Raw genomic sequence first — 23,020 nt, forward strand, 5'->3', positions numbered from 1 at the left:
TTATCAGCGGTCTCCCGGCACCTACCAACCCCGGTGACAACACTCTCAAGATCATCGGATCGACAGAGGAACGCAATCATGCCGGGGCAGCAGGCCAGCACACCCACATCCTGCACCAGGAAACGGGCTACGAAAAAGGTAACGAGGAACGGTGGAAATGCGTTCGGATGTGAGAGAGGAAGGGCTAGCGGGGGCTGCGGAACTTTGAGAATCCACGCCACAGCCCGTAGATGGCACCGCCCACGGTTGCCGCCTTCAGCCCCAGGGTTGCTGCACGGCGTCCGGATCGGAAATCGTAGACGGGCCAGTTGTTGTCGCGGGCATGCCGGCGCAGCTTGGAGTCGGGGTTGATCACCACGGGGTGACCCACCATAGTGAGCAGCGGGATGTCATTGGCGGAGTCGCTGTAAGCCCAGCAGTGGTCCAAGTCCAAGCCTTCTTGGTCAGCTATGAGTTGGACAGCGATAGCCTTGGCCGGCCCGTGCAGGATGTCACCCACAAGCTTGCCGGTATACATTCCGTCATGGACCTCGCCCACGGTTCCCAGCGCGCCCGTCAGGCCCAGCCTTGTGGAAATGACAGTGGCAACCTCAATTGGGGTTGCCGTCACCAGCCAGACCCTCCGGCCGACACGGAGGTGTTGCTCGGCGAGCGCCTTGGTTCCAGGCCAGATCCGGGACTCGATCATTTCGTCATAAACTTCTTCGCCCAGGGCTTTGATGTCCTCCACGGTGATCCCGGCGGCCAACGTCAGGGCCGAGTCCCGCACGGCATGGACGTCGTCCATGTTCTCGCCCCGCATCACAAACTTGAACTGCTTCCACGCGAATCCAGCTGCCTGGGACAGAGTGAATGCCTTGCGTTCGTACATCTTGCGGGCCACATGGAAGAGGCTGGCGCCCTTCATCAAAGTGTTGTCGACGTCGAAGAAAGCGGCTTCGCCGGTGTGCTGTGGCACCTTGGCGTCGGCGACCACAGCGGCGTTCTTCTCGTCGGGCATGCCTTGAGTCTAGTCAATCGCCGGGCCCCGGCGTTGAGGGCGCACGGTGGGGGCTGCCCTGCGGGATGTGAGAGAGCGTTGGGGGTTTGGGGGTTGGATGTGAGAGAGGGTTGGGGCGGTTACCGTTGTGTCATGGCTATTCCCGACGTCGTTCTCCTCACCAAAGCTGACTGCCACCTGTGCACGGAGGCGCGTGCCGCCGTCGAGCGCGTTACCTCGGCACTGGGCGTCCAGTGGACCGAGCAGGCAATCGACGGTAACGCCGAACTGCAGGAGCGTTACGCGGAGGAAATTCCAGTGGTGCTGGTGGATGGGGTCCAGCGCGATTTTTGGAAGATCGACGAGCAGCGCTTGACCCGTACTCTGAAAAGAGTCCTTGAAGGCTAAGGATCAAGGGTCTTTGTTACCCGGAAGTACCGGCTTTTGTTGAGTCCGGCCAAGGGCCATAGAGTGGAACAACAAGCGACGCAATGGAGAAAACCGTGACTGCGCTGGAACCGTCCCCGGGGGCAACAAGCGGGGACAACGAACCTGCCGCCAAGCAGATCCCGCCCGCGGCTGTGGCCCGGATGACCCTCTATTTGCGCGCGCTCAACTCGCTCCTGGCAGAAGGCGTGGAACGTGTGTCATCGGACGCGTTGGCCGAGGCTTCAGGCGTCAGTTCCTCCACGCTTCGCAAGGACCTCTCCTATGTTGGCTCGTACGGGACCCGCGGGGTGGGCTATGAAGTCCAGTACCTGAGCCGTCACATTGCCGCAGCCCTTGGCTTGACGCACGACTGGAAGGTCGCAATTGTCGGTGCCGGTAACCTCGGCAAGGCGCTGGCGCGGTACGGCGGCTTCGAGTCGCGGGGCTTCGACGTCGTGGCTATTTTCGACGCAGACCCCATGGTGATCGGCAATGAGGTGGGTTGGTTGCGGGTCAGCGATTCAGCAGAACTTGAACGTGTCCTGGAGCGCACCCACACCAACATGGTGGTGCTGGCTTTGCCCGCCACAGTGGCGCAGGCAGTCTGTGATCGCGTCATCGCTGCCGGAATCCGGAGCATCCTGAGTTTTGCTCCGGTTCTCCTGCAGGTTCCGCCGCACGTGAACCTCCGCAAGGTGGACATGGCCACCGAGCTGCAGATCCTGGCGTACCACGCACAACGGGCGCAAACACCGGGTCAGGCTGTCTAGCCTTACCGGGTCCGCGCCCGCTGACGTGACTACAAAGAGCTTGGTGGCTTAGCGGCCGTAAGGGTTCTGGTAAGGGTTACCGAACGGCTGCGGCTTGCGGAAGTACGGAGCCGACGCCGGCAGGTACAGCAGGACGATTGCGGCAACTCCCAGCAGGATCACCAAGAGCTGCAGGACGCCGTACGTGGCACCGAACTGGAACAGTCCGGCGAGGCCAAGGACAGAGATCGCCGCGAAGACGGTGCCCAGGATCCTGGCCCAGTTCTTGCCCTTGCGGACCGGGAATGCAACCAATGCGTAGAGGCCAAGGGACACGATGGCCCCAATGATTGCGGCAACGACAATACCGCCACGCATGCCTTCCAGGGAGCCTTCGGGGAATTCAGTGCCCTGCTGTGCGGCCTGCTGGATCATCGAGTTGATGAAGGCATCCGAACCGGTGGTGGCCAGGATCAGCGAGCTGATGGCGGACAGGATGCCCGCTGCGATGATCATCCAGAAGGAGATGTTGACCAGCTGCGGAACTGTGGTGGGTCCGGGCTGCTGGCTGGGCCAGTTGGTGTCCTGGCCATATTGCGGAGCCTGCTGACCGTAGGGAGATGGCTGCTGGCCGTACGGCGACTGCTGGCCAAACTGGGGCGACTGCTGACCATATTGGGGAGTCTGCTGGCCATACTGCGGGGTTTGCTGGCCATACTGGGGAGCCGGGGGCTGACCGTACTGCGGAGCGGCCGGGGACTGCTGACCGTACTGTGGAGCGCTCGGCTGCTGACCATATTGGGGAGTCTGCTGACCATACTGCGGTGTCTGCTGGCCATACTGGGGCGTGGATGGCTGGCCCGGCTGCTCAGGCTTGTTGGCGTCGCCCTTGTTGGCATCACCGGTGTTGGCGTCGCCCGGATTGGCGTCCCCCGCGTTGGACGGCGGGTATGGAGGGTTGCTCATGGCATTCCTTTGCTTGTGTTCGACTGCTGGTACGGCTGCCGGGATCAGCAAAAAGACCCTGCCCCCAGCCTGGTTCTGCTTCCACCGTACCTCCGGGGTCCGGTGCTGCGGATGATCACACGCAGGAATTTCCTGCTTCCGACGAAATCATCACCATGGCGTACGCCTTCATGATGAAGGCCGTGGTGGTCCGATGGACCACCACGGCCTCGTGCACCTGTCAGGGCGGCTTGGATGAGAGCCCGACGGCGATACTTCAGTCGGGTTAGACGGCGCCCTTTACTGCCTTGAACCACAGCTGCGAGTTCGGCAACCACATCAGCACAACGGCCACTGCGCTGACCAGGAAACCAAACCAGTTGCCACCCAGGCCCGCACCGGGTCCGCCGGCGTTGATGGAGCCAAAGATGGCGAGCAACAGCGAAACCGCGGCGAGGACAGTGAGGGCAAGGCGTGCCCATTCCTTGCCTTCCTTCATCTTCATGGCGAGGACTATCTGGGCGGCCGCAACAGCCAGGCTGATGATCAGGAGAACAAGGAGGAGTGCGGCAACTCCCGGCATGAAAGCGAACGCTGCGATGATGGCGAAAAGCCCGATGAGGCCAAAGAGGAGGCCCAGGAGTCCCGAGATGACCCAAATGAAGTAGGACACCTTGAGCTCGGTGGGCAGGCCCATGGTCTTGAAGAGGCCCGAGAAACCACCTTGCGGAAGGACGTCATTGAAGTTTCGGGGTCCATCGGTGGGCATCTCGAAGTGGAAACCACCTGGCTGTCCTGGCTGCGCGGGTTGTGCCGGCTGGCCCTGTTGCGAATACTGGCCAGGTTGCGACGGCGGCTGGTAGCCCTGGGGTGGTTGGTAGCCCTGCGGCGGTTGGTAACCCGCAGGAGGAACGTTGCCGGGCTGCTGAGGCTGGGCGCCGGGCTGCTGAGGCTCTGGTGCTTCATCTGGGTTACTCATGGCATCACTTTAGACCGCAGGTTGAAGGATGCATAGGAAATTCGGAGCTACTTCGCAGCTAACTACAGGCTGTTTGCCGAATAATCGCAGGGTGACTTCTGAGCATGCGAAACGGCGCCCCCACAGCGGAACTGTGATGGGGCGCCGTTTACTCGGGACTGTCGTACAAACTCCCGTGCAAGCTGCCGTGGAGTTATGCAGCTGCTGGTGCGATGAACGCGAGTTCCAGGTTGATGACAACCTTGTCGCTGACAAGGACGCCGCCGGCCTCAAGCACGGCGTTCCAGGTCAGGCCGAAGTCCTTGCGGCTGATGGTGGTTTCGCCGGAGACGCCTGCACGGGTGTTGCCGAAGGGATCCACTGCGACGCCGTTGAATTCGGTTTCGATGGAAACTTCCTTGGTGACTCCCTTGATGGTGAGATCGCCCACAAGATCGAAGCCGTCGCCGTTTGCCTTGACGTGGCGGGATACGAAGGTGATCTCCGGGTACTTCTCCACATCGAAGAAGTCCTCGCCCTTGACGTGGCCGTCGCGGTTGACGTCGCCGGAGTCAAAGCTGGCCGTCCGGATAGTGGCGTTGACCTTCGAGTCGGTCAGCGTCTCGCCAACTTCGAGGGTGGCGTCGGCGTCCTTGAAGACGCCGCGGACCTTGCTGATGCCTGCGTGGCGGACGGTGAAGCCGATCTCGCTGTGGGAAGCGTCGAGGGTCCAGATGCCGGTGGTGACGTTGGCGGGAAGGGTCATCATGATGTTGCTCCTGTATGTAGTGGAAGGTACCGCTTGCTTGCCCGGTCGATTGGTTGATGCGTTTACTTGAAACGTCAACCGAGCTTCGTGTCTAGTATAAACATGCATATGCATCTTTTATTCCAACTCCACGGAACATTTTGAGAAAACTTTGAGTTCTACTAGCGGTAGAAGATTTCGGATCGCTCCGCTTCTTTGAGAAACTGGTAAACATGCCCCAAGCAACTGTCCATCTGCTTCGCCATGGCGAGGTCCATAATCCCGATGGCGTCCTCTATGGCCGGCTGCCTGAATTCCATCTCTCCGAGCGGGGCCGGGAGATGGCCCGCATGCTGGCCGAGCACTTTGCCCTCCGCGCAAGCGAGGGTGCCAGGATTGTCCACCTGGTGGCCTCGCCGCTGACGCGCGCCCAGGAAACGGCGATGCCCACTGCCGAGGCGCTCCATCTCGAGATTCATACAGACCCCAGGATCATCGAAGCGGAGAACCACTTCGAGGGACTCCACCCCACCCGCAGCGAATTCTTGAAGCCCAAGCACTGGCTTTATTTCCGGAACCCCCTGCGTCCGTCCTGGGGCGAGCCCTATAAAGAGCAAGCCGCCCGCGTCCTGGCTGCTGTTGAAGACGCACGCCTCAAGGCGATCGAACTGGGTGGCGACGGCGCTGAAGCCATCCTCGTCAGCCATCAGCTTCCCATCTGGTCCACCCGACTCTCCGCCGAGGGACGCCGGCTGGCGCACGACCCCCGTAAGCGTGAGTGCACCTTGACCTCCCTGACATCCCTGGTCCTGGACGACGACGGCAAGATCGTGCGGGTCGAATACAGCGAACCTGCGGCGGTGCTCCTTCCCGGTGCGGCAAGCACCCCGGGGGCGTAGGCGCATGGATAACAACCTTTCGCGCCGTGGCGTGCTCACAGCCGGTGGGGTCCTGTTGGCAGGACTTACCATGGGCCTGTCAGCCTGTGCCCAGAAGGACTCCCTCGCAGAGCAAGCCCGAAAAGGCGACAACAAGAACTACGTGGCCGGTGACGGTTCCGTCACCGAGTTCGCCAAAGCGGACCGCGCTGCCCCCGTGGCGCTCAAAGGCACACTCTTCAACGGAAGTACGGTCAAGCCCGAAGACCTCAAGGGCAAAGTCACGGTGTTGAACTTCTGGTTCGCCGCCTGTGCACCCTGCCGCGTTGAAGCTCCCCAGCTTGAAGCCCTGCATCAGGACTTCAAGGACCAAGGCGTTCAATTCTTCGGCGTAAACCTGCGTGACGAGAAAGCCACGGCGGAGGCCTTCGACAAGACCTTCAACCTCACCTACCCGAGCTTCAACGACAAAGACGGCGCCGTGCTCCTGTCTGTGTCCGGAATCGTGCCTCCGGGTGCGGTGCCCACCACATTGGTCCTGGACAAGGAGGGCAAAGTTGCCTCCCGCGTCCTCGGCGAAATTGAGAAGAGCACTTTGAAGGCCCTCATTACGTCCGCAGTGGCTGAGTAGTACCCATGAACAGTCCCTTCGCCGAGACGATCCTGAACGGATCACTGCTGCTTGCCGTGCCGGTTGCGCTGCTGGCCGGACTCGTCTCGTTCCTTTCGCCGTGCGTGCTGCCGCTCGTCCCGGGTTACCTTGGCTACGTCACGGGACTGACCGGCGTCGACCTCCAAAAGCAGCGGCGCGGCCGCATGCTGGCAGGTATTGGACTGTTCGTGCTGGGCTTCTCGGTGATCTTCGTCCTCCTGGGCGGTGCGTTTGGCCAACTCGGGACCCTCCTGACAGGACCGCAGAACGCCTGGATCACCCAAGTGCTGGGCATTCTGGTCATCCTCATGGGCATCGTCTTTATGGGCGGCTTTGGTTGGCTGCAGCGCGACGCCAAAATCCATGCCAAGCCTCCGGCCGGCCTGTGGGGCGCGCCGCTCCTGGGACTGACTTTCGGCCTGGGTTGGGCTCCATGTATCGGGCCCACATACTCCGCGGTACAGTTGCTGAGCTTGTCCGGCGGATCGTCGGCGGCAAAGGGTGCGCTTTTGGCCTTCGTTTACAGCCTTGGCCTGGGTATCCCGTTCCTCCTGATCGCCCTTGCCGTCCGGCGGGGCATGGGCGTCATGTCCTTCTTCCGGACGCACCGCCTGGCGATCCAGCGGTTTGGCGGAGGCATCCTGATTTTGCTCGGCATCCTGATGGCCACCGGCGTGTGGGGAACGTGGGTGACCGAGTTGCAGTACTGGTTCCAAACCGATGTGAAGTTGCCAATCTGATGAGCGAGTCCGTGAAAGCCAAGAAGAAGTCACCAGCCGCTGAAAGCACGAAGACAGCGGAAGGAAAACTCCAGCAGGCCAAGTCCGAGGCCGCGCTGCCCTCCCTGGGCATCCTGGGCATGCTTCGGTGGGCCTGGACCCAGTTGACGAGCATGCGGACGGCGTTGTTCCTGCTGCTCCTGTTGGCTGTGGGCGCGGTGCCGGGGTCCCTGTTCCCACAACGCCCCGCGAACCCTGCAGTTGTCACCCAGTACATCAAGGACAACCCGTCCTACGGCCAGCTACTTGACGCCCTGCAGCTCTATGACGTCTACTCGTCGGCCTGGTTCTCGGCCATTTACATCCTGCTGTTCATCTCCCTGATCGGCTGCGTCACCCCGCGGGCCATTGCCCACTACAAAGCGATGAAGTCGCAGCCCCCGCGGACGCCCAAGCGCCTTTCGCGCCTGCCGGAGTACGGCACCCTGGCGCTGTCCGCCGACGCCGGGATCCCGGCGTCGAAGGCTATCAACGATGCCGCTGGACTGCTCAAAAGGCGCGGCTACCGCGTGGAAGTCAGCGACGTCGACGGCGACCTCCCGTCCTTGGGTGCCGAGCGCGGCTTCCTGAAGGAAGTCGGCAACCTGGTCTTCCACACTTCGCTGATCGGCGTGTTGGTTTCCGTGGCTATCGGCGGCCTGTTCGGATACAGCGGCCAGCGGATCCTGGTGGAAGGTGAGACCTTCGTCAATACTTTGGTGGGCTACGACCAATTCACCCCGGGCACCAACTTCCAGAGCAGCTGGCTCCAGCCTTACTCCATTCAGTTGGACAAGTTTGAGGCCACCTTCGATCGCGAATCGCCGAAGAAGATCGGCCAGCCCATCGACTACACCGCCGAGGTCACCACCAAGGAAAATCCGGATTCGCCGGCGAAGAAGGAAATCCTCAAGGTCAACGATCCCATTACGCTGGGCGGCACCAGCCTCTACCTCACCGGAAACGGCTACGCGCCCGTGGTGACTGTCCGCGACGGCGAGGGCAACATTGCTTTCCAGGGTCCGGTCACGGCCAAGGTCCAGGGCGATAACTATTACTCGTCCGTGGTCATCAAGGTGCCGGACGGCAAACCGGACCAGTTGGCATTCCAAGGCTTCTTCCTGCCCACAGCCTTCAAATCCGAGAACGGCATTTCCTTCAGCGCAAGTCCCGAACTCTTCAACCCACAGTTGAGCCTGGACTCTTATTACGGCGACCTCGGCCTGGACAAGGGCGTTCCCCAGAACGTGTTCGAGCTGGACGTCAGGGACCTCCAACAGCTCAATGGCCGAAAGCTTGAAGCCGGCGGAATCACGCTGGCACCAGGGATGACGAAGACATTGCCGGACGGCAAAGGCAGCATCACCTTCGACGGCGTCAAGAAGTACATTGGCATGGACGTCCACCACAACCCTGGCCAGCTGTACGCCTTGATCTTCGGTCTATTGGCCGTTGCCGGCCTGGTGACTTCGCTCTACGTCAACCGCCGCCGTGTCTGGGTCCGCACCGGAACCCATCAGGACGGCCGCACCATGGTGGAATACGGCCTGCTGGCCCGAGGCGAAGACCACCGACTCGCTGGCGAAGCAGCAGCCCTCCGCGAACTCTTTACCCGGGAATGGCAGATCCCCTCTGACTCCGGCAACCCGGCAGCAACCCCCACAGTCTCTTCCCCAACCTCGAAGGACCAGTAATGCCCGTCATCAACGAAACCCTGGGCCAGTACAGCGAGCTGTTCATGCTCCTGGCCGCCGGCACGTACACCGTGGCGTTTATTGCGTTTGCCTGGGATCTGGCCAAGAGCAGCAAGGCGCTGCGTGCCATCGACGCGAAGGCTGCTGCCAGCTCTCCTGCACAGAGGGTGGCCGTGGCGGCTGGCCGCGCCAGCGGAGGCTTGGGGGGCCCCGACGCCGGTGGGCCGGCTGGCCGGGCCGAGCGTCCGACGTCGGGCCTCACCGTTGAGGGTGGCACCGCGGCCGGCGACATGAAGTACTCCGCCGAACGCCGCGTGCCTGCCCGCGTGGCTGTGGCACTCACAGTGCTGGGCGTGCTCATTCATGGTGCGGGCGTTGTGACCCGTGCACTGGGCGCAGGCCGCGTGCCGTGGGGGAACATGTACGAGTTCCTCACCACCGGTGCGTTCGTCGCTGTGGCGGTCTTCCTCATCGTGCTCATCCGCCGTGACCTGCGGTTCCTGGGTACGTTCGTCATCGGCCTGGCCATCATCATGCTGGTGGCCGCCTCAGTATCCTTCTGGACGCCGGTGGGCCACCTGGTCCCCGCCCTGCAGAGTTACTGGCTGATCATCCACGTCTCCATCGCCGTGCTGTCCTCGGCCCTGTTTACTTTGACATTCGCCATGTCAGCGCTGCAGCTGGTGCAGTCGTACCGGCAAAAGAACCTGGCTGCCGGCCGCGCGGACAATCTTGGCTTCATGCGGGTGGTTCCGAACGCGCTGAGCCTGGAAAACCTGTCCTACCGCATCAACGCGATCGCTTTCATCGGCTGGACGTTCACCCTCATGTTCGGTGCCATCTGGGCTGAGAAGGCCTGGGGCAGGTTCTGGGGCTGGGACCCCAAAGAAGTGTGGACGTTCGTTATTTGGGTGGTCTACGCCGGCTATCTTCACGCCCGGGCTACCCGTGGTTGGACGGGAACCCGCGCAGCGTGGTTGTCGATCGTTGGTTACGCATGCGTGATCATCAACTTCACACTCGTGAACACCGTTTTCAACGGCCTGCACTCATACTCCGGGCTCTGAGCAGACCTCTTTCGACGTGGACCGGCTCGCTGGCGTTTAGCTGCAGTGGGCGCGGTTAGATTTCCGTCGCGCGCCGGCGTCCGCTCATCAGCCACGCCGTGGTGGAGGGCAGGAACAACAGGATCAAGCCTGCCGCAGCCAACACGTACTGCACGGCAAGGAGCACTGTGGACAGGACGCCGTCGCTTCCCGGGGCTACGACGTAATTAGCGGTGATCACGGTGACCACGGCGTGCAAGAGGATCATCGGTGCCAGCAGCCAGCGCGCCCAGCTGCGGCGCTTGAAGGCCACAGCCAGCAGGACCGCTTCCATCGCGACCACCAGCGCAAGCATGGCCAGGCTCCCCAGGAACACGACGCCGGTGGCACCCTCGATTGCCGGGGCGTCGCCATCGGGGAGCTTGCCTGCGATAACGCCCTTCAGACGATCGAAGTGCGAGTCGCGGGCAAGGAAACTTATGACGACTACCGCGATTCCTGCGACGAAGCTCGCCGCCCACAACGATCTGGACAGCAGTGCTGGGCCTGGTGGCCGCACGATGGGTTCAACGGGCGGTTGTGTAGTAGTGGGTGGCCCACCGATGGGTGACGCGGTAGTAGAGGACTGCCGCGATCCATCAGCTTGCTGGGCCATGTTCCCTACTTCAGTTCGTCGGTGCCATGCGTATCGGGCTCGCCGCGTTTGGCATCGCCGGACTTGTACCCGGGGGCTTTGTTACCCTGGCTGCCCTCCGCGCCATCAGCACTTTTGAGCTTCCGCTCTTTGGCTTCGAGCTCTGCCTTGAGCTTCTTGAGGCGCTCTTCTTCAGCGGTGTTCCGGCGGCGGGTTTCGAGGTTGCGAAGGAACTCGGGATCGTCATCGGGGGCGGTAGGGTGTCGGCGGATGGGCTGCGCCGAAGGCTTGCCGTAGGGGCGGCCGAAGATGAACCAGAGAACGGCGCCCAGGAGGGGCAGGAGGACCATGACCACGATCCAGGCGGGCTTGGAGATGCCGCGTGTGTACCTGCCATCGGTACGTATCACGTCCACGAGGGCGTAGACGAAGATAACAAGGACGACGACGACGCCAACAACCCGGAGCATGCACCAAGTCTAGTCGCCGGAAGGCATTCACTGGACGCCCGGTTCCGGCTGTGATCAGAGTGCAACCATCCGGGCGGCTAAACTTGGATAGTGGCTTTCCTGAAGTATTCCCTCATCCGTTTGGCGCTGTTCGTGCCGCTGTTCGTCCTGTTCGCCCTTTTGCAGGTGGGCTGGATCCTGGCGGTGGTCTTCGCGGGGCTGATCGCGTTCGCCATCAGTTACCTCTTCTTCCAGAAACAGCGCGACGCCGCCACTGCGGCAATGCGGGAACGCTTTTCCGGCCGGGCCAAGCCCATTCGCACCGCTGGTGAGGTTGAGGACGCCGAGGCAGAGGATAGCCTCGTGGAGCAGAACCCGGACATCGCCGTCAACAATGACAAACGCCCGGGTTCCAAATAGCGAAACCTAGAAGCCGCGGCTCAGGATCAGGCCGAGCGAGAACAGCAGGCTGTAGCCGAGGTTGATCAGGCCGGTCTGCTTGAGCACGGGAATGAGGCTCTTGCGCTTTTTGCCGTTGACCATGAGCCAGGCAGGCATCAGGCACGCGGGAATCAGCAGGAGAACGATCAACATCCACGGCTTGGTGGGTGCCAACACGATCACCAGCAGGATGGCGACGGCCAGCATCAAGACGTAGCTCTCGCGGGCATGCCTGTCTCCAAGACGCACGGCCAAGGTCCGCTTTCCTGCCGCCGTGTCCGTGGGAATATCCCGGACGTTGTTGGCCATGAGCAGGGCGCAGGCGATGAGTCCAGTACCGATCGCGCCGATGACTGCGGCAAGGCTGACCTGCCCGGCCTGGGTGTAGGTGGTGCCGAGCGTTGCCACCAGCCCGAAGAATACGAAGACGAAGACGTCGCCCAAGCCAAGGTAGCCGTAGGGATTCTTACCGCCCGTGTACCCCCAGGCCGCCAGAACGCAACCGAGGCCCACCAGGATCAGCCACCAGGTCTGGGTGATGATGACCAGGATCAACCCGCACACCATGGCAGCGCCGAACAAACCGAAGGCCGCCCACTTCACTTGCTCGGGCTTGGCAAGTCCGGAACCAACCAGGCGCAGCGGACCCACCCGGTCCTCGTCCGTCCCGCGGATGCCGTCCGAGTAGTCATTGGCGTAGTTGACGCCCACTTGGAGAAGAAGCGCCACGAGCGCCGCCAGGATCGCATTCGGCAGCCGGAAAGCATGGAGCTCGTACGCCGCTGCCGAACCGATCAGTACGGGCGCGATTGCCGCGGGCAGTGTGCGGAGCCGGGCTCCTTGAATCCATTGTGCAGCTGTCGCCACGTGTAGTACCTCGTGTATTTCGCGTTGATCTTGGGTCGGAGTCATGAGGGCAGAACGTCTCTATTGTCCCTGATGCGCAGCGGATAGCTGTTCGATCATGGCCAACCTGTCCGGTTTTCCGTTGGGCAGCATCGGCAATGACTTGTCGGCAATTACGGTCTTGGGTGCCAAGACCCCCAACGCTGCTTCGCGTCGGGCCGTGAACCCCTTCAGCCCTTCCGGCGAGGGGTCGGTCATGGCCACGTACGCTGCCACGGCCTGGCCCCATTCACGCGACGGGACGCCTGCAACAAAAGCCGCCGTGACGCCGTCGAGCTCTTCCAGTTTGCTTTGGATATATCCGGCGGAGGCCTTCACGCCCCCGGTGATGATGACGTCGTCGGCTCGCCCCAGGACGGTGAGTTTGCCGTCGTTGGTGACTTCGCCGAGATCGCCGGTGACGTACCAACGCACACCGTCTTCCTCGAAGAACGCCGCTTTTGTGGCGCGCGGGGCGTCAAGGTAGCCCGCCGCCACGGTGTCGCCGCCCAGCAGGATGCGGCCTTCCAGTTCGCCCTCGCCGATCCGGACCTCGACGCCGTCCAGCGGCTCGCCGTCGTACACGCACCCACCGCACGTCTCGGCTGAGCCGTAGGTGGTGACCACGTGGAGCCCTTCCGCGTGGGCGTTTGCCAGCAGCTCAGCGGACGCCGGCGCGCCGCCCAGCAGGATGGCATTGAAGCGGCGCAGCACGGCAAGGGTTTCCGGCGCGGGGGTGTCCAGGAGCCGCTGCAGCTGGGTGGGTACCAGCGACGTGAAGCGGATCTTGTCCGTCAGTTCCTCGGCGGCAGCGGTAAATGCCTCAGGCGTGAAGCCATTTGACTGGTCCATTACCCAGGGCCGGGTTCCGGCGTAGAGGGAGCGAACCAGGACCTGGACGCCGGCCACAAACTGCAGGGGGAGCGCCAGCAGCCATTGGCCTTCGCCGCGCAATGCCATGGCCGTGGCCACAGAGGACGCCGCCAGCGAATCCACAGTGAGGACAGTCGCCTTGGGAGTGCCGGTGGAACCGGAGGTCCGGACCACCACCGCGGCCTCTTCCACGCCGGTGTCCACCGGAATGGCTTCCGGCCGGCCGTCCTCGTGAACCACAATTTCGACGGCGGGACCCTCGCCATGCAGGGCAGCGGCCAGTGCTTTGAGTACGGGATCGATGTCCACAGGGGAGTCCTAGAAGTAGTAGGGGAAGTTGGACCAGTCGGGGTCGCGTTTCTGGAGGAAGGCTTCCTTGCCCTCCACGGCTTCATCCGTCATGTAGGCCAGCCGCGTGGCTTCACCGGCGAAGACCTGCTGCCCGGCAAGGCCGTCGTCGGCCAGGTTGAAGGCGAACTTCAGCATACGGATGGCCTGGGGGGACTGGCGGGCGATATCAGCCGCGTATTCCAATGCAACTTCCTCCAACCGCGCGTGGTCCACGGCCTCGTTCACGGCGCCCATCCGGACCATGTCCTCAGCCGAGTATTCGCGGGCCAGGAAGAAGATCTCCCGCGCGGCTTTCTGCCCGATCTGGCGGGCCAGCAGGGCAGAGCCGTATCCGGCGTCGAAGCTTCCTACTGTGGCGTCGGTCTGCTTGAACTTGCCGTGTTCGCGCGAGGCGATGGTGAGATCGCTGACCACGTGCAGGGAATGTCCGCCACCCGCTGCCCAACCGTTGACGACGGCGATGACCACCTTGGGCATGGTCCGCATCAGGCGCTGGACTTCCAGGATGTGAAGGCGGCCAGCCCGGGCCGGATCGATGGTTTCCTGCGTGTCTCCTTGGGCGTACCGGTAGCCGTCGCGGCCACGGATCCGCTGGTCGCCGCCCGAACAGAACGAGTGCCCGCCGTCCTTTTCCGACGGTCCGTTGCCCGTGAGCAGCACGGTGGCGACGTCAGGAGACATGCGGGCGTGGTCCATGGCCCGGTACAGCTCGTCCACAGTGCCCGGACGGAACGCGTTGCGCACCTCGGGGCGGTTGAAGGCGATGCGGACAGTGGGGAGGTCCTTGACCGTGCCGTCCGTGGAACGCTCAACCTGCCGGTGGTACGTCATGTCCTTGAAGTCGCCGAAGCCGGAAACGGTACGCCAGCGTGAGGGGTCAAAGATGTCGGAAACCTTGGCAGGGAGTTGGTTGTTCACAGTCCGAGTCTAGTAATGGCCTTGGCTGATGCCGAACTTGTGGTCTTAGTGGGGGAGGAAGTCCGGCGGGATCGCATAAATGAGAACCACGGCCAGGAGGTTCTTGGCCGCATGGACGAAGTAGGAGAACATCAGGTTCTTTCCCGTCCACACATAGACCGCCACCAGCACCAGGGCCATGCCGAGATAAGGCGCAAGGGCCGACAACGCCAGCCCTTCCCTGCCCACAACATGGATCGACGCGAAAACTCCCACCGAAATGGCGCAGCAGATCCAGATGTTCAGGTACTGCGACAATTTGCCGATCAGCAGGTGCCGGAATAAGTACTCCTCCACGAACGGGCCCAGGACCACCAGCAGCGGCACCATGAGCCAGGCCGGCACACGCTGAAGGAGGCCTTGGATGCCCAACTGGTTTTCGGAAGTCTGGGCCGTACCAAGCGCCGCAACCAGGAGTGCCGTGACGATCAGCATGACCACCACCGCAAGGGGGACCATGCCAAGAGTGAACCAAGGGCGGGTGCCCAGGATCTTGACGTCGCGGCCAACTATGCGCCAGGCGGATGCCAAGGCAAAGACCCCGACGGCGGCATAGAAGACCGCGTTTACTGCATAGGAGGCTGTGGCAGGGTCAGAAAAAAGCTGGAGCATCGTTCGCTCCACGGAGTCGCCCGCAAACGTGAAGTAGATAGTGAACCCCAGGTAGGCGGCGACGGCCACGGCGTCCAGGGCATTGAATCGGTAAAGCCTCGCCCGCGTCGAAATGGTGCCCATATGACCAGACTATCTTTGCTGGGTGGCCCCCGCTTCGCTACAATTTTCGGTATGCCTAACTTTCCGTTTCGGCGCGCCAAAGTTGTCCGCCGATTCGCTGCCTTACTGACCGCATCCGTTCTGGTACTGGGGGTGTCCGCTTGCGGAGGGAATTCCTCTGCCGGAGGTGATGACAAGCCCGTTGTCCTGACCACGTTTACCGTGTTGGCCGATGTCGCCAAAAACGTCGCAGGTGACAAGCTCCGCGTGGAATCCATCACCAAAGCCGGGGCCGAAATCCACGGCTATGAGCCCACTCCCGGGGACATTCGCAAGGCTGCCCAGGCCAACCTCATCCTGGATAACGGTCTGAACCTTGAAGCATGGTTCTCCCAATTCGTGGAAGGGCTCGATGTACCCCACGCCGTGGTGAGCGACGGCGTGAAGGTCATGCCCATCGCAGAAGACTCCTACCAGGGCAAGCCGAACCCGCACGCATGGATGTCCCCCAGCAACGTCCAGATCTACGCCAACAACATGGCCAAGGCTTTCGCCAAGCTGGACCCGTCCCACGCCAGCGAGTTTGAAGCCAATGCCAAGGCCTACAACGCCAAACTGCAGACCGTCCAGGATGAGATGGTCTCCAAGCTCTCCGTTCTGCCGGAAGCACACCGGGCGCTGGTGACCTGCGAAGGCGCGTTCTCCTACCTTGCCCGGGATGCCGGACTCAAAGAGGTCTACATCTGGGCCGTGAACGCTGAGCAGCAGGCCACGCCCCAGCAGATCGCGCGGGCCATCGAATTCGTCAAGGACAACCAAGTGCCGGCCGTGTTCTGCGAATCCACGGTCTCCGACGCTCCCATGCGGCAAGTCGTCGGTGCTACCGGGGCTACATTCGGCGGCGTCCTCTACGTGGACTCGCTATCAGAATCAGACGGTCCTGTTCCCACCTATTTGGACCTTATCCGCCACGATGCCAAGACCATCACCACAGCACTGACAGGAGGAGCGTCATGACCAGCCCCGCGATCGTCGTCGAGAATGTCACGGTCCACTATGGCGAAGTGCTGGCGCTGGACTCCGCATCCCTCACCCTGGACCACTCCAGAATCTGCGGTTTGGTCGGCATGAACGGCTCGGGCAAGTCCACCCTGTTCAAGACCATCATGGGAATGGTGAAGCCCGATTCCGGCAAGGTCCTCATCAACGGTCATCCGCCCATGAAGACCCGCAAGGAAGCCGGCATCGGTTACGTCCCGCAAAGCGAGGATGTGGACTGGGCCTTCCCCTTGTCCGTCCGGGACGTAGTAATGATGGGCCGCTATGGGCACCTCGGTTTCACCCGCCGGCCCCGGAAAGTAGACCGGGACGCCGTCGAACAGGCCTTGGAACGGGTGGAGCTTGGCGAGTTCGTCGACCGTCAAATCGGCCAGCTGTCCGGCGGGCAGAAGAAACGCGCCTTTGTAGCCCGCGGCATCGCCCAAGGCGCCACCATGATGCTGCTGGATGAACCCTTCGCCGGAGTGGACAAGCGGTCCGAAGCCACTATTACCCGTCTGTTGCGCGAACTTGCTGCCGACGGCGCCACCATCCTCATCTCCACCCACGACCTCCACGCGCTCCCGCAGCTATGCGACGAAGCCGTGCTCCTCATGCGCAAGGTGCTGATGCATGGCAGCCCGGACGTGGTGCTGCAACCTGAAAATCTGGCCATGGCATTCGGCCTCGACGTCATGAACAGGGGCTAACCCGTGGAATTCCTGCTTGAACCATTGAGCTACGACTTCATGGTGCGCGCCCTCGCCACCACGGCAATTGCCGCCGTCGTTTGTGCTGTCCTTAGCTGCTGGCTCGTTCTGATCGGTTGGTCCCTCATGGGCGACGCCGTATCGCACGCGGTGCTTCCCGGCGTCGTGCTCGCCTACATTGTTGGTGCGCCGTTCGCACTTGGTGCGTTGGTGTTCGCCCTGATCGCGGTGACGTTGATCGGAGTTGTGCGGAACACCAGCCGGGTGAAGGAGGATGCGGCCATCGGCATCGTGTTCACTTCGCTTTTCGCGCTGGGCCTGGTGCTGATCTCCGTGACGCCGAGCCAGACCGACCTGAACCACATCATCTTCGGCAACCTGCTGGGAGTCAGCGTCCCTGACCTCATCCAGGTTGTGGTCCTTGGCGTGGTTGCCTTCGCGATCCTGATCCTCAAGCGCAGGGACCTCACGCTCTACGCGTTCGACCCCACGCATGCCCACGCCATTGGCTTGTCGCCCCGGCGGCTTGGAGCCTTGCTGCTGGGCCTGCTGGCGCTGACATCCGTGGTGGCTTTGCAGACCGTGGGCGTGGTGTTGGTGGTGGCCATGCTGATCATTCCCGGTGCCACCGCTTACCTGCTGACGGACCGGTTCTCCCGGATGCTGGTGATCGCCCCGGTCATCTCGGTGGTGTGCTCCATGACCGGCATCTACCTCAGCTACTACCTGGACACGGCATCCGGTGCCATGGTGGTGGTCACCCAAGGTGCCGTGTTCGCCGTCGTCTATCTGTTCAGCCCGCGGCAGGGACTGATTGGTACGCGCCTGGCAAAGGCCCGGCGGAAGCGCGCGGTCGCGGCGGCCTGAAACTCGGCCCCAGCCCGAAACTTGACGTCCCCGGATTCGCCGGGCAGTCTGGAGCGATGAAGTCTTGAGCGCAGCCCTTCCATCCGGCTGCATCCCCAGTAGACCACTCCGGCAGTACCCCAGGCGGTTTCCTGCCATTCACTGCGGACTTTGCGAGGACACCTCTTGACTGACCACCTTCACCTTTCCGGCGTTTCCCACGGCTATGGGGACCGCGAACTTTTCCACGGCGTTGACCTCACCATCGATCACGGCGAACACGTAGCCATTGTCGGAGAAAACGGGGCGGGAAAATCCACCCTTCTCCGCCTGCTGGCCGGCGTAGAAACGCCCGACGACGGCACGGCGGGTTTGGTAGGCAATGCCGGCTACCGCGTGGGTTATCTCGCCCAGACACACGGACTTCCGGCCTCGCTGACTGTGGGGGACGCCATCGATGCGTCGCTAACTGCGTTGCGGGCGCTCGAGGCCAGCATCACCGAACTGGAGCAGGACCTGGCGGATGCCGACCCCGAAACCCTGGAACTCTACGGAAGCCTGCAGACCCAGTACCAACTCCGTGAGGGGTATGCCGCCGAATCCCGGGTGGAAGCAGCGCTTGACCGGCTGGGGCTGGGAGGCCTGGACCGGCGTCGAACGCTTGGATCTTTGTCCGGCGGCGAGCAGGAGCGCGTGGCCCTCGCGTGTCTACTGGCCGATCCTGCCGAGGCCCTGCTCCTTGACGAGCCCACTAACCACCTGGATACCAACGGCACAGCCTGGCTGGAATCGAGGTTGGCTGCGCATCGAGGGACCGTTGTGGTGGTTTCGCACGACCGCGTCCTGCTGCGGAAGGTAGCCAGCACAGTCATCGAAGTCGACGCCGAACGCCGTTCAGTCAATCGGTACGGCAACGGCTACGAAGGTTACTTGCGCGAGAAAGCCGCCCAGCGAGCCCGTTGGGTGCAGCAATACGAGGAATGGCTGGACGCCATGGCCGCCGAGCGGTTCCAAGCCGCCACGGTTTCGGGAAGCATGGGCTACGGCCGGGTGCGCGACAACGACAAATTTGCAACCGGCTTCAAAAAGGGCACGTGGCAGCGGGCAGCCACCAGCAAAGTGCGCAATGCCCAGGAACGCCTCCGCCGCCTCGAAGAGAACCCTGTTGACCGGCCACCCGTGCCGCTCAAGCTCGCCGCACAGCTTGACCTTCAGGTGGAGGAGACCGCTGGACCGGCCATCGAAGCACGAGGCATCAGCGTTCCGGGGCGCCTGAAGCCAACTGACCTGCGCGTCGAAACCGGGGAAAAGATCCTCATCACCGGTGCCAACGGAGCAGGAAAATCAACCCTGGTCTCGGTGCTCGCCGGGACGCTTGAGCCCGCCAACGGGACCTTGGCTGTTCAGGGCACGGTGGGGTACCTGCAGCAGGAACTCGACGTACCGCCCCGTCCGGGCCTCCGGCTGCTTCCGGCGTTTGCCGCGGGACTGGGCGGAAACATCGACGAACACGCCGAGGCCCTGCTGCGTCTGGGTTTGTTTCGGCCTGCTGAATTTCACGTTCCCGTGGGCAGCCTCTCGGCCGGGCAGCAACGCCGCCTCGCCCTGGCCAGGCTGCTCCTGGGCAATTACGAGACCATGATTGTGGATGAACCCACCAACCACCTTGCGCCGGTGCTCGTGGAACAGTTGGAAGCTGCGCTCGCAGACTTCGCAGGGACACTGGTCATTGTGAGCCACGACCGCGCACTGGGGGAGTGGTTCGATCGCTGTGCCGCGGCCGGTTCGGTGGGTAGCTGGGTCCGGTACGGGATGCAGGAAGGCGAGCTGCTGTAGGCCGTTGCCGCCGGAGTGAGTTGTTCGCAAAGGGATCGTTACGCTCTGTCCTGAATCTGGAAACACGGCATCAAGCGTCCTGAAACAACGGCGGAGCACCATGGAAGGAAGCCGGCCGAAAGGATCTTTCCGTGATTTCCAAGAACCTCTTCCTCCAAGGCATTTTCCCGTTTGACGGCATCGGTATGGAAAAACCGGTTCCCCTCCATAGCGAGCTCGCGCACTTTGTCCCGGACGGCGTCGTGAACCAGACGCTCTACTTCCGCGGCGGCAACTCCAGCTCCGAACTCATCGCGGTTGTCCTCATGCGCGACGGCGTCCCGATGCGGTATTTCCCCATCGGGGCCAAAGGCGACGTGCACGTCCCGTTGAGGGTCGTGGAAGATATCGAGGGCGGCTCGATGATCGAGTTGTTCATCGCCGCGCCAGCTGGCGTCCGCGGTTCCGTGGTGGTGGACCTGGGCATGGTGGAGCACTGATGGCCAGGCGGCTGGTGGTCATCGGCAACGGCATGGCCGGTGCCCGCACTGTTGAGGAGATCCTGGCCCGCGCCGGCGGAGACGCTTTCGACATCACCATCTTCGGCGATGAGCCCTACGGAAACTACAACCGCATCATGCTCAGCCACGTGCTGTCCGGCGAGGAAAGCGATGCGGACATCTTCCTCAACGCCCTGCCGTGGTACCAGGAAAACAACATCACCCTGCACGCCGGGGTTCGGGTGGAGCGCATAGACAAGTACAGCAAACACGTCTTCGCGGCAGATGGCAGGGTGGTTCCTTACGACGGCCTGATCATCGCCACTGGAAGCCACTCGTTCCTTCCGCCGATGGATGGCCTGTACACCCCCAGCGGATCGGTGCGTCATGGGGTCTTCACGTTCCGGACCATGGATGACACCCGCAAAATGGTCCAGTTCGCACAGCACGAGCATCATCGCAGGGCCGTCGTGATTGGCGGTGGATTGCTGGGGCTCGAAGCCGCCCGCGGGTTGCAGGCCTACGGCCTTGACGTGGCGGTGGTCCACTCAGGAGGCCACCTCATGAATGCGCAATTAGGGCCCGACGGCGGCGCAATACTGCGGCGAAGCGTCCAGGCGCTGGGCATCGAGGTCCATACAGGAAGCCGGACCACCGCCGTGCTGGGCAAGGACCGGATCACGGGCGTGCGACTTCGTGATGACACTGAGCTGGGCTGCGACATGGTGGTTGTGACGGCAGGCATCCGGCCCAACGTAGATGTCGCCGTGGTGAGTGGACTGGCTGTGGAACGGGCCATCGTGGTGGACGACCACCTGCGGGTCATGGACGAAGAGGACATTTACGCCGTGGGGGAGTGCGTTCAGCACCGGGGCGAGGTTTATGGGCTGGTGGCTCCCTTGTGGGAGCAGGCCGCCGTTCTGGCAGACCAGATCACCGGCGTGGATCGTTCATCGGTCTATCTTGGATCCCGGACCGCCACCAAACTGAAGGTGGCCGGCGTCGACGTCGCTTCCATGGGCCTGCCGGGCCCGGAACGGGACACGGATGAGCACATTGTTTTCTCGGAACCGAGCCGGGGCGTGTTCAAGTCGATCGTGATCCGGGACAACAAGATGGTGGGCGCTACCCTCCTTGGTGACAGCCGCAAGGTTGCCTACTTGACCCAGGCTTTTGACCAGGGACTGCCCTTGCCGGAGGAGCGGCTCTCGCTGATGTTTGATCTCGGCTCGCCTGGAGAAGACGAGAGTGTTTCCGAGCTGGCAGATGACGCGCAAGTCTGCAACTGCAACGGAGTCTCCAAAGGGGCACTTGTTTCGGCCGTACGTGGTGGGTGCCGCTCGGTGCCAGCCGCCATGGACGCCACCCGGGCCGGCAAGGGGTGTGGTTCGTGCAAGTTGCTGGTCACGCAGGTGGTGGAGTGGGCGGCCGACGGTGCCGTAGAAGAAGACCCCGCAGCGAGCTACTACGTGCCTGGCATTCCCTTGGACAAGGCTGCGTTGATGTCCCGGATCCGGGAGCTTGGGCTGCGCTCGGTTTCGCAGGTTTTCGCCGCCTTGGCTCCAGACAGCGCGGAGGACGCCAAGTCCAAGATGGGCCTGGCCTCGCTCATGAAGATGATGCTGGCAGAGAAGTACATCGACGAGCGCGACGCCCGCTTTATCAATGACCGTGTGCATGCGAACATCCAACGCGATGGCACGTTCTCCGTGGTGCCCCAAATGAAGGGAGGTGTGACATCGGTGCAGCAGCTCCGGAGGATCGCCGACGTCGCGGAGAAGCACAACATTCCCATGATCAAGCTGACCGGTGGGCAACGTATTGACCTGCTGGGCGTTGCCAAGGAAGACCTCCCCACGGTCTGGGCTGATCTGGACATGCCCTCTGGCTACGCCTATGGCAAGAGTTTCCGCACTGTGAAGACCTGCGTTGGGAAGGACTACTGCCGCTTTGGAACGGGTGATTCCACGGGTTTGGGCATTTCGCTTGAGTCCCGCTTCCAGGGAATTGAGTCGCCGGCAAAACTGAAACTCGCCGTCTCAGGATGTCCGCGGAACTGTGCAGAATCCTTGGTGAAGGACGTTGGGGTCGTGGCGGTGGAGGGCGGCCGCTGGGAGATCTACATTGGGGGAGCGGCCGGCGCCCATATCCGTAAAGGCGATCTACTGGTCACGGTGGATACGCCTGAGGAAGTCACGCTCCTGGCTGGCCGATTCATGCAGTACTACCGGGAAAACGCGAACTGGCTGGAACGGACATACGCGTTTGTTCCCCGGGTAGGGATTGAGCATCTTCGCAGCGTCATCCTGGATGACTCCGAGGGCATCGCTGCCCGCCTGGATGAGGCGATGCAGGAATCCGTGGACAACTACGTGGATCCGTGGAGTGAGCGCGATGATCCACTCACCCCTGGCCAATTCCGGACCTCGCTGCCCTTGACGGTGCTGCCGCAGGTGCCGGTCCGATGAAGATTCCACACGTCGTAGGCCCGGTGGACCAAATTCCGTTCGGCGAAGGGAGGGCGTTCGGGATCGACGGCGAGCAGGTTGCGGTCTTCCGGCTACGGGATGGGAGCCTGCGGGCTGTCTCCGCGGTATGCCCCCACAAGGGTGGACCCCTCGCGGACGGAACCATTGATCAGCGTGTGGTGATGTGCCCACTCCACCAGCACTCGTTTGAGCTGGAAACCGGGTGTTCCACCACTGGTGCCAAGCCCCTGCGGACGTACGAAGTTTTCGCAGATGAGGCCATGAACATCGTCGTCGTTCCTTGAAGCAACGCGGGGTCACCTATGGCCCCTTTGGGCGGCCAACATGGGCCCTAAGTGACCCCGCGTTGCTGTGTTCGGGACGGGTGCTGTTGCCTGCGTCACGGGCATTCCGGTTAATCCCGTAAGATAGACGGGTTGCGCGAACCTTCGGCGTTCTGCGTTCTTTGTCACACTTCGGGGTCCTCCAGCGAGGAAAGCTCG

General features: G+C 62.5%; 25 protein-coding genes. 15 read left to right on the forward strand and 10 right to left on the reverse strand.

Annotated elements, in window-relative coordinates; translation table 11 throughout:
* Window positions 1-184 precede the first annotated feature (184 nt).
* On the reverse strand, window positions 185-1,000 hold the full coding sequence (locus AC1DD7_RS23490) for an HAD family hydrolase (protein WP_477516794.1): 816 nt from the start codon (window positions 998-1,000) through the stop codon (window positions 185-187).
* A gap of 132 nt (window positions 1,001-1,132) precedes the next feature.
* Between AC1DD7_RS23490 and AC1DD7_RS23495 the strand changes: the two genes are divergently transcribed.
* Both AC1DD7_RS23495 and AC1DD7_RS23500 read left to right on the forward strand, forming a co-directional pair.
* Window positions 1,133-1,387 (forward strand): glutaredoxin family protein, encoded by a 255-nt coding sequence (locus tag AC1DD7_RS23495; RefSeq protein ID WP_431116404.1) that lies wholly within the window; start codon window positions 1,133-1,135, stop codon window positions 1,385-1,387.
* An 83-nt stretch (window positions 1,388-1,470) separates the two neighbouring features.
* Window positions 1,471-2,178, forward strand: a complete 708-nt coding sequence (locus AC1DD7_RS23500; protein WP_431116402.1) for a redox-sensing transcriptional repressor Rex — start codon at window positions 1,471-1,473, stop codon at window positions 2,176-2,178.
* Window positions 2,179-2,226: 48 nt separating this feature from the next.
* Here AC1DD7_RS23500 and AC1DD7_RS23505 read toward each other — a convergent pair whose 3' ends face one another.
* The 3 genes from AC1DD7_RS23505 to AC1DD7_RS23515 form a co-directional block, all read right to left on the reverse strand.
* A complete protein-coding gene (locus AC1DD7_RS23505; protein ID WP_477516832.1) occupies window positions 2,227-3,123 on the reverse strand; it encodes a hypothetical protein in 897 nt (298 codons plus the stop codon).
* A gap of 265 nt (window positions 3,124-3,388) precedes the next feature.
* Window positions 3,389-4,081: a hypothetical protein gene (locus AC1DD7_RS23510; protein WP_477516795.1), complete on the reverse strand. Its 693-nt coding sequence runs from the start codon at window positions 4,079-4,081 to the stop codon at window positions 3,389-3,391.
* 193 nt (window positions 4,082-4,274) lie between these two features.
* Window positions 4,275-4,826 (reverse strand): YceI family protein, encoded by a 552-nt coding sequence (locus AC1DD7_RS23515; protein WP_477516828.1) that lies wholly within the window; start codon window positions 4,824-4,826, stop codon window positions 4,275-4,277.
* A gap of 215 nt (window positions 4,827-5,041) precedes the next feature.
* Here AC1DD7_RS23515 and AC1DD7_RS23520 point away from each other — a divergent pair, with 215 nt between their 5' ends.
* From AC1DD7_RS23520 to ccsB, 5 genes are read left to right on the forward strand one after another with little or no spacing between them, the layout of a single operon-like run.
* A complete protein-coding gene (locus tag AC1DD7_RS23520) occupies window positions 5,042-5,707 on the forward strand; it encodes a histidine phosphatase family protein (protein ID WP_477516796.1) in 666 nt (221 codons plus the stop codon).
* 4 nt (window positions 5,708-5,711) lie between these two features.
* The gene (locus tag AC1DD7_RS23525; protein ID WP_477516797.1) at window positions 5,712-6,317 is read left to right on the forward strand and encodes a TlpA family protein disulfide reductase; all 606 of its coding nucleotides are present in this window, start codon (window positions 5,712-5,714) and stop codon (window positions 6,315-6,317) included.
* Between the two features lie 5 nt (window positions 6,318-6,322).
* Entirely contained in the window at window positions 6,323-7,078 is a 756-nt protein-coding gene (locus AC1DD7_RS23530; protein ID WP_431116395.1) for a cytochrome c biogenesis CcdA family protein, read from the forward strand.
* Window positions 7,078-8,790 carry a cytochrome c biogenesis protein ResB gene (gene resB / locus AC1DD7_RS23535; protein WP_477516798.1) on the forward strand — a complete coding sequence of 571 codons (1,713 nt, stop codon included), beginning with the start codon at window positions 7,078-7,080 and terminating at the stop codon, window positions 8,788-8,790. Before AC1DD7_RS23530 ends, resB begins: the two co-directional genes overlap by 1 nt.
* Entirely contained in the window at window positions 8,790-9,857 is a 1,068-nt protein-coding gene (gene ccsB, locus AC1DD7_RS23540) for a c-type cytochrome biogenesis protein CcsB (RefSeq protein ID WP_477516799.1), read from the forward strand. The genes resB and ccsB overlap by 1 nt, the downstream gene beginning before the upstream one ends.
* 55 nt (window positions 9,858-9,912) lie before the next feature.
* On the opposite strand, the gene AC1DD7_RS23545 is transcribed toward ccsB, so the two are convergent.
* Complete coding sequence (locus AC1DD7_RS23545) at window positions 9,913-10,491, reverse strand: hypothetical protein (protein ID WP_477516800.1); 579 nt, start codon at window positions 10,489-10,491, stop codon at window positions 9,913-9,915.
* Window positions 10,492-10,496: 5 nt separating this feature from the next.
* Complete coding sequence (locus tag AC1DD7_RS23550; protein WP_431116388.1) at window positions 10,497-10,940, reverse strand: PLD nuclease N-terminal domain-containing protein; 444 nt, start codon at window positions 10,938-10,940, stop codon at window positions 10,497-10,499.
* 87 nt (window positions 10,941-11,027) lie between these two features.
* On the opposite strand from AC1DD7_RS23550, the gene AC1DD7_RS23555 reads away from it, so the two are divergent.
* Window positions 11,028-11,339, forward strand: coding sequence for a DUF4229 domain-containing protein (locus AC1DD7_RS23555; protein WP_477516829.1), 312 nt, complete (start codon window positions 11,028-11,030; stop codon window positions 11,337-11,339).
* 6 nt (window positions 11,340-11,345) lie between these two features.
* On the opposite strand, the gene AC1DD7_RS23560 is transcribed toward AC1DD7_RS23555, so the two are convergent.
* Genes AC1DD7_RS23560 through AC1DD7_RS23575 form a run of 4 tightly spaced genes read right to left on the reverse strand, consistent with a single transcriptional unit; the run spans window position 11,346 to window position 15,161 of the window.
* Window positions 11,346-12,227 (reverse strand): 1,4-dihydroxy-2-naphthoate polyprenyltransferase, encoded by an 882-nt coding sequence (locus AC1DD7_RS23560; RefSeq protein WP_477516801.1) that lies wholly within the window; start codon window positions 12,225-12,227, stop codon window positions 11,346-11,348.
* Window positions 12,228-12,287: 60 nt separating this feature from the next.
* On the reverse strand, window positions 12,288-13,427 hold the full coding sequence (locus tag AC1DD7_RS23565; protein WP_477516802.1) for an AMP-binding protein: 1,140 nt from the start codon (window positions 13,425-13,427) through the stop codon (window positions 12,288-12,290).
* Between the two features lie 9 nt (window positions 13,428-13,436).
* Window positions 13,437-14,387 (reverse strand): 1,4-dihydroxy-2-naphthoyl-CoA synthase, encoded by a 951-nt coding sequence (locus tag AC1DD7_RS23570; RefSeq protein WP_477516803.1) that lies wholly within the window; start codon window positions 14,385-14,387, stop codon window positions 13,437-13,439.
* A gap of 45 nt (window positions 14,388-14,432) precedes the next feature.
* Complete coding sequence (locus AC1DD7_RS23575; RefSeq protein WP_477516804.1) at window positions 14,433-15,161, reverse strand: lysostaphin resistance A-like protein; 729 nt, start codon at window positions 15,159-15,161, stop codon at window positions 14,433-14,435.
* A gap of 51 nt (window positions 15,162-15,212) precedes the next feature.
* Here AC1DD7_RS23575 and AC1DD7_RS23580 point away from each other — a divergent pair, with 51 nt between their 5' ends.
* From AC1DD7_RS23580 to AC1DD7_RS23610, 7 genes are all read left to right on the forward strand, one after another.
* Complete coding sequence (locus AC1DD7_RS23580; protein WP_477516805.1) at window positions 15,213-16,157, forward strand: metal ABC transporter substrate-binding protein; 945 nt, start codon at window positions 15,213-15,215, stop codon at window positions 16,155-16,157.
* On the forward strand, window positions 16,154-16,888 hold the full coding sequence (locus AC1DD7_RS23585) for a metal ABC transporter ATP-binding protein (protein WP_477516806.1): 735 nt from the start codon (window positions 16,154-16,156) through the stop codon (window positions 16,886-16,888). Before AC1DD7_RS23580 ends, AC1DD7_RS23585 begins: the two co-directional genes overlap by 4 nt.
* 3 nt (window positions 16,889-16,891) lie before the next feature.
* The gene (locus tag AC1DD7_RS23590) at window positions 16,892-17,755 is read left to right on the forward strand and encodes a metal ABC transporter permease (RefSeq protein WP_431116377.1); all 864 of its coding nucleotides are present in this window, start codon (window positions 16,892-16,894) and stop codon (window positions 17,753-17,755) included.
* A 165-nt stretch (window positions 17,756-17,920) separates the two neighbouring features.
* A complete protein-coding gene (locus AC1DD7_RS23595) occupies window positions 17,921-19,570 on the forward strand; it encodes an ABC-F family ATP-binding cassette domain-containing protein (RefSeq protein ID WP_477516807.1) in 1,650 nt (549 codons plus the stop codon).
* Window positions 19,571-19,701: 131 nt separating this feature from the next.
* The gene (locus AC1DD7_RS23600) at window positions 19,702-20,049 is read left to right on the forward strand and encodes a molybdopterin oxidoreductase (protein WP_431116373.1); all 348 of its coding nucleotides are present in this window, start codon (window positions 19,702-19,704) and stop codon (window positions 20,047-20,049) included.
* Complete coding sequence (gene nirB, locus AC1DD7_RS23605; RefSeq protein WP_477516808.1) at window positions 20,049-22,517, forward strand: nitrite reductase large subunit NirB; 2,469 nt, start codon at window positions 20,049-20,051, stop codon at window positions 22,515-22,517. The genes AC1DD7_RS23600 and nirB overlap by 1 nt, the downstream gene beginning before the upstream one ends.
* Window positions 22,514-22,822 (forward strand): Rieske (2Fe-2S) protein, encoded by a 309-nt coding sequence (locus tag AC1DD7_RS23610; RefSeq protein WP_477516809.1) that lies wholly within the window; start codon window positions 22,514-22,516, stop codon window positions 22,820-22,822. The genes nirB and AC1DD7_RS23610 overlap by 4 nt, the downstream gene beginning before the upstream one ends.
* The last annotated feature ends 198 nt before the right edge of the window (window positions 22,823-23,020 follow it).

It is taken from the genome of Paenarthrobacter sp. 10L412 (genome assembly GCF_056395565.1).

Bases quoted from the DNA above. Each gene is read 5' to 3' on its own strand.
- AC1DD7_RS23490 (WP_477516794.1), bottom strand. From the start codon at position 1,000: ATGCCCGACGAGAAGAACGCCGCTGTGGTCGCCGACGCCAAGGTGCCA.
- AC1DD7_RS23495 (WP_431116404.1), top strand. From the start codon at position 1,133: ATGGCTATTCCCGACGTCGTTCTCCTCACCAAAGCTGACTGCCACCTG.
- AC1DD7_RS23500 (WP_431116402.1), top strand. From the start codon at position 1,471: ATGGAGAAAACCGTGACTGCGCTGGAACCGTCCCCGGGGGCAACAAGC.
- AC1DD7_RS23505 (WP_477516832.1), bottom strand. From the start codon at position 3,123: ATGAGCAACCCTCCATACCCGCCGTCCAACGCGGGGGACGCCAATCCG.
- AC1DD7_RS23510 (WP_477516795.1), bottom strand. From the start codon at position 4,081: ATGAGTAACCCAGATGAAGCACCAGAGCCTCAGCAGCCCGGCGCCCAG.
- AC1DD7_RS23515 (WP_477516828.1), bottom strand. From the start codon at position 4,826: ATGACCCTTCCCGCCAACGTCACCACCGGCATCTGGACCCTCGACGCT.
- AC1DD7_RS23520 (WP_477516796.1), top strand. From the start codon at position 5,042: ATGCCCCAAGCAACTGTCCATCTGCTTCGCCATGGCGAGGTCCATAAT.
- AC1DD7_RS23525 (WP_477516797.1), top strand. From the start codon at position 5,712: ATGGATAACAACCTTTCGCGCCGTGGCGTGCTCACAGCCGGTGGGGTC.
- AC1DD7_RS23530 (WP_431116395.1), top strand. From the start codon at position 6,323: ATGAACAGTCCCTTCGCCGAGACGATCCTGAACGGATCACTGCTGCTT.
- resB (WP_477516798.1), top strand. From the start codon at position 7,078: ATGAGCGAGTCCGTGAAAGCCAAGAAGAAGTCACCAGCCGCTGAAAGC.
- ccsB (WP_477516799.1), top strand. From the start codon at position 8,790: ATGCCCGTCATCAACGAAACCCTGGGCCAGTACAGCGAGCTGTTCATG.
- AC1DD7_RS23545 (WP_477516800.1), bottom strand. From the start codon at position 10,491: ATGGCCCAGCAAGCTGATGGATCGCGGCAGTCCTCTACTACCGCGTCA.
- AC1DD7_RS23550 (WP_431116388.1), bottom strand. From the start codon at position 10,940: ATGCTCCGGGTTGTTGGCGTCGTCGTCGTCCTTGTTATCTTCGTCTAC.
- AC1DD7_RS23575 (WP_477516804.1), bottom strand. From the start codon at position 15,161: ATGGGCACCATTTCGACGCGGGCGAGGCTTTACCGATTCAATGCCCTG.
- AC1DD7_RS23580 (WP_477516805.1), top strand. From the start codon at position 15,213: ATGCCTAACTTTCCGTTTCGGCGCGCCAAAGTTGTCCGCCGATTCGCT.
- AC1DD7_RS23585 (WP_477516806.1), top strand. From the start codon at position 16,154: ATGACCAGCCCCGCGATCGTCGTCGAGAATGTCACGGTCCACTATGGC.
- nirB (WP_477516808.1), top strand. From the start codon at position 20,049: ATGGCCAGGCGGCTGGTGGTCATCGGCAACGGCATGGCCGGTGCCCGC.
- AC1DD7_RS23610 (WP_477516809.1), top strand. From the start codon at position 22,514: ATGAAGATTCCACACGTCGTAGGCCCGGTGGACCAAATTCCGTTCGGC.